The 4296-nt window shown below is 73.1% G+C and carries 2 protein-coding genes; both read left to right on the top strand.

The window, feature by feature from the left end:
• The coding region (locus tag ACIOJE_RS41075; protein ID WP_400783789.1) for an amino acid adenylation domain-containing protein at nt 1-2207 on the top strand (2207 nt) is incomplete at its 5' end.
• Nucleotides 2207-4296 (top strand): condensation domain-containing protein (locus tag ACIOJE_RS41070; RefSeq protein ID WP_400783787.1); only part of this gene is annotated, 2090 nt, incomplete at its 3' end. The genes ACIOJE_RS41075 and ACIOJE_RS41070, both read left to right, overlap by 1 nt.

Genomic DNA, 4296 nt, shown 5'->3' with positions numbered 1-4296 from the left:
ACGAACACGCCCCCCTCGCCCTCGCCCAAAAAGCCAGCACCATCGACGGCACCGCCCCCCTCTTCACCGCCCTCCTCAACTACCGACACAGCCACGCACCGGAGGACGATCCCGGCATCGGCCTGGAGGGGGTCGAGGCCGAGCACGGGCAGGACCGCACCAACTACCCGCTGACCATGGCGGTCGACGACCTGGGCACCGGGTTCGAGCTGTCCGCGCAGGCGATCGACCCGATCGACCCGGCGCTCGTCTGCACCCTCCTGCACACCGCCCTGCAGAACCTCGTCACCGCACTCGACACCGCACCCGACACCCCCCTCAACCACCTCGACGTCCTCACCGAGGCCCAGCGGCGGACGCTCCTGACCGAGTGGAACGACACCCGCGTCGAGCGCCCCGCCGTCAGCCTGACCGAGCTGTTCGAGGCCCAGGCCGCCCGGACACCGGACGCCGTGGCGCTGGTCTTCGAGAGCGAGTCGCTGACCTACGCCGAGCTGAACGCCCGCGCCAACCGGCTGGCCCGGCTGCTCATGGCGCGCGGGGTGGGCCCGGAGTCGCTGGTGCCGGTGCTGATGCGGCGCTCGGCGGACCTGGTGGTCACCCTGCTGGCCGTGCTGAAGGCGGGCGGCGCATACGTGCCGATCGACGCGCGGGCGCCCGAGGCCCGGATGGAGGTGGTCTACCGGGACGCGGGGGCCGGCCTGCTGCTGGTGGACGCCGGCACCGTCGGCCACGGCTTCGTCCGGGGCGTCGAGGCGGCCGGAGCCGAGGTCCTCGTCGTCGACGCGGCCGCCGGGACCGGCGATCCGGGGAACCCGGCCGTGCGGACCCTGCCGGACCAGCCGGCGTACGTGATGTACACCTCCGGATCCACCGGCGTCCCGAAGGGCATCGTCAACACCCACGGCGGCGTGGTCGAACTGGTCTCGGACCGCTGCTGGCGGGAGACCGTGCCGCACCGCGTGCTGTTCCAGTCCCCGCACGCCTTCGACGCCTCCACCTACGAGCTCTGGGTGCCGCTGACCGCCGGCGGCACGGTCGTGGTGTCCCCCGAGGGACGGTTGGACGCCTCGGCCATCCGCACGCTGACGAAGCGTCACGACCTGACCCACCTGCACCTCACCGCGGGCCTGTTCCGGGTCCTCGCGGAGGACGACCCGGCGGCGTTCACCGGGATCCAGGAGGTCGGCACCGGCGGTGACATCGTCCCGGCGGCGGCCGTCCGGCGGGTGCTCGACGCCTGCCCGGGGATCCTGGTCCGCAACACCTACGGCCCGACCGAGACCACGCTCTGCACCACGCAGGTCCCCCTGGTCAGCAGCGCAGAGGTCCCCGCGGTGCTGCCGATCGGCCGTCCGATGGACAACTCACGTGCCTACGTCCTGGATTCCGCGCTGCGGCCGGTGCCCGTGGGCACGGCCGGTGAACTGTACCTGGCCGGCACCGGGCTGGCCCGCGGCTACCTGGGCCGGGCCGACCTGACCGCCCAGCGGTTCGTGGCCGACCCGTTCGGCCCGATCGGGAGCCGGATGTACCGCACCGGGGACCTGGTCCGCTGGACGGCCGACGGGCAGCTGGAGTTCCTCGGCCGCGCCGACGACCAGGTGAAGATCCGCGGCTTCCGCATCGAACTCGGCGAGGTGGAAGCGGCGTTGAGCGCCCACCCGGCGCTCTCCGACGCCGCGGTGATCGCCCGCGAGGACCGCGCCGGGGACAAGCGACTGGTCGCCTACGCCGTCCTCGCGGACCCCGCCGGCACCACCGTCACCGTCGAGGACCTGCGCCGGCACCTGGCCGACCTGCTGCCGGACTACATGGTCCCGTCCGCGGCCGTCCTGCTGCCGGCCCTGCCCCTGACGGCGAACGGGAAGCTCGACCGCGCCTCGCTGCCCGCACCCGACCTCGGTTCGCGGGTCGCCCACCGGGCGCCGGTCACCGACCGCGAGCGGCAGCTGTGCGAGGCCTTCGCCCAGGTGCTGGGCGTGCCCGAGGTCGGCATGGACGACAACTTCTTCGACCTGGGCGGGCACTCTCTGCTGGCCACCCGACTGGTCAGCCGGATCCGCACCCTGCTCGACGTCGAGCTGCCGGTCCAGGCCCTCTTCGAGACACCGACCGTCGCCGGTGTGGCCAAGCGACTCGAATCACTCACCACCAAGAAGGCACGGCCCGCGTTCCGGCCGATGCGCGGGCACAAGGAGTCCTGATGGTCCCGGTTTCTTTCGCACAGCAGCGGCTCTGGTTCCTCGACCAGCTCGAGGGCCCGAACGCCACCTACAACATCCCGCTCGGCCTGCGGCTGACCGGCCCGCTGGACGCCTCCGTCCTGGACGCCGCGCTGCGGGACGTGGTGGGACGGCACGAGGTGCTGCGGACGGTCTTCCCCGCGACCGACGGTCAGCCGTGGCAGGACATCCGGTCGGCCGACGCGGTCGGTCCGCTGCTCACGGTGGTCGACGCCGCCGCCCTCGACGCGGCCGAGCTCGACGCCGCCGTGGCCGGCGCCGCCCGCCACGTCTTCGATCTCACCGACGAACTGCCCATCCGCGCCTGGCTGTTCGGCCGCAGCCGGACCGAACACGTGCTGCTGCTGGTGGTCCACCACATCGCCGGCGACGGCTGGTCGATGGGCCCGCTCGCCCGGGACGTCTCCGCCGCCTACACCGCCCGGCTGGCGGGCACCGCGCCGCAGTGGGACGAACTCCCCGGCCAGTACGCGGACTACGCGCTCTGGCAGCGTGAGCTGCTGGGCGAGGAGGACGACCCGGAGAGCCTGCTCTTCGAACAACTCGCCTACTGGCGGGCGGCGCTGGCCAACCTGCCGGAGGAGCTGGCGCTTCCCACCGTGCGCCCGCGCCCGGCGGTGGCCGGCCACGAGGGCGGGACGGTCGACATCGCCGTACCCGCCGACCTGCACCGCCGCCTCGTGGAGACGGCACGTGCCGAGGGCGTGACGGCGTTCATGGTGCTCCAGGCGGCGCTGGCCGTCCTGCTCTCCCGCCTCGGCGCTGGGACGGACGTCCCGATCGGCACGCCCGTCGCCGGCCGCACCGACGAGGCGCTCGACGATCTGGTCGGCTTCTTCGTCAACACCCTCGTGCTGCGCACCGACCTCTCCGGCGACCCGTCCTTCACCGAACTGCTGCGCCGCGTACGGCAGACCGGCCTCGGCGCGTTCGCCCACCAGGACGTGCCCTTCGAGCGGCTGGTGGAGGAGCTGGCACCGGCCCGCTCGATGGCCCGCCACCCGCTCTTCCAGGTGATGCTCTCCTTGCAGAACAACGCCCGGCCGGTCCTCGACCTGCCCGGCCTGACCGCCGAGCCACTGGCCGGCGGACAGGCTCCGGCGAAGTTCGACCTCTCCTTCACCTTCGGTGAGGACTTCGGCCCGGACAGGTCCCCGGCCGGGCTCCAGGGCAACGTCACGTTCGCGCTCGACCTCTTCGACGCGGCGGCGGCCGAACAGCTCGGCGCACGCTTCGTCCGGGTCCTGCGGGCGGTGCTGACCGAGCCGGGCCGGCCGGTGTCGGCGGTCGAGGTGCTGGACGCGGCGGAGCGGCAGCGGATCCTCACCGAGTGGAACGGCGCCGCCGCCGAGCTGGTGACGGGCACGCTGCCCGAGCTGTTCGCCGCCCAGGTGGCACGGACCCCCGACGCCGTGGCCGTCGTGTGTGGGGACACCGAACTCACCTACACCGAGCTGGACGGGCGGGCCAGCGCGCTCGCCCGGCGCCTGGCCGCCGAGGGCGTGGGGGCCGAGAGCGCCGTCGCGGTCCTGATGGAGCGCTCGGCGGACCTGGTCGTCGCGCTGCTGGCCGTCGTGAAGGCCGGTGGCTGCTATGTGCCGCTCGACGCCCGCTACCCGCTGACCCACCGGCTCGCGATCACCGCGGAGACCGGCGCCACCGTGGTCCTGACCGACACCGCACTGTCGGAAGAGGCCGCCGAACTCGGCCTCACCGTCCTCACCACGGACGGTCCCGCGCCCGCCGCCAGCGTCGATGTGGCCTTCCACGAGCGGCAGTTGGCGTACGTGATGTACACCTCCGGCTCCACCGGCCGCCCCAAGGGCGTCGCCGTCACCCACCGCGACGTCATCGCACTCGCCACCGACGACCGCATCGCGTCCCCCGCCATGCAACGCGTCCTACTCCACTCCCCGCACTCCTTCGACGCCTCCACCTTCGAACTATGGGTACCGCTCCTCAACGGCGGCAGCGTCATCGTCGCCCCCACCGGCGACCTCACCACCACCACCCTGCACCACCTCATCACCAGCCACGACATCACCGCCCT

The organism is Kitasatospora sp. NPDC087861 (genome assembly GCF_044742585.1).
Classification (GTDB): Bacteria; Actinomycetota; Actinomycetes; order Streptomycetales; family Streptomycetaceae; genus Kitasatospora.
Note: the sequence above shows the minus strand (reverse complement) of the source record. Positions and strands in the feature narration are given on the sequence as shown.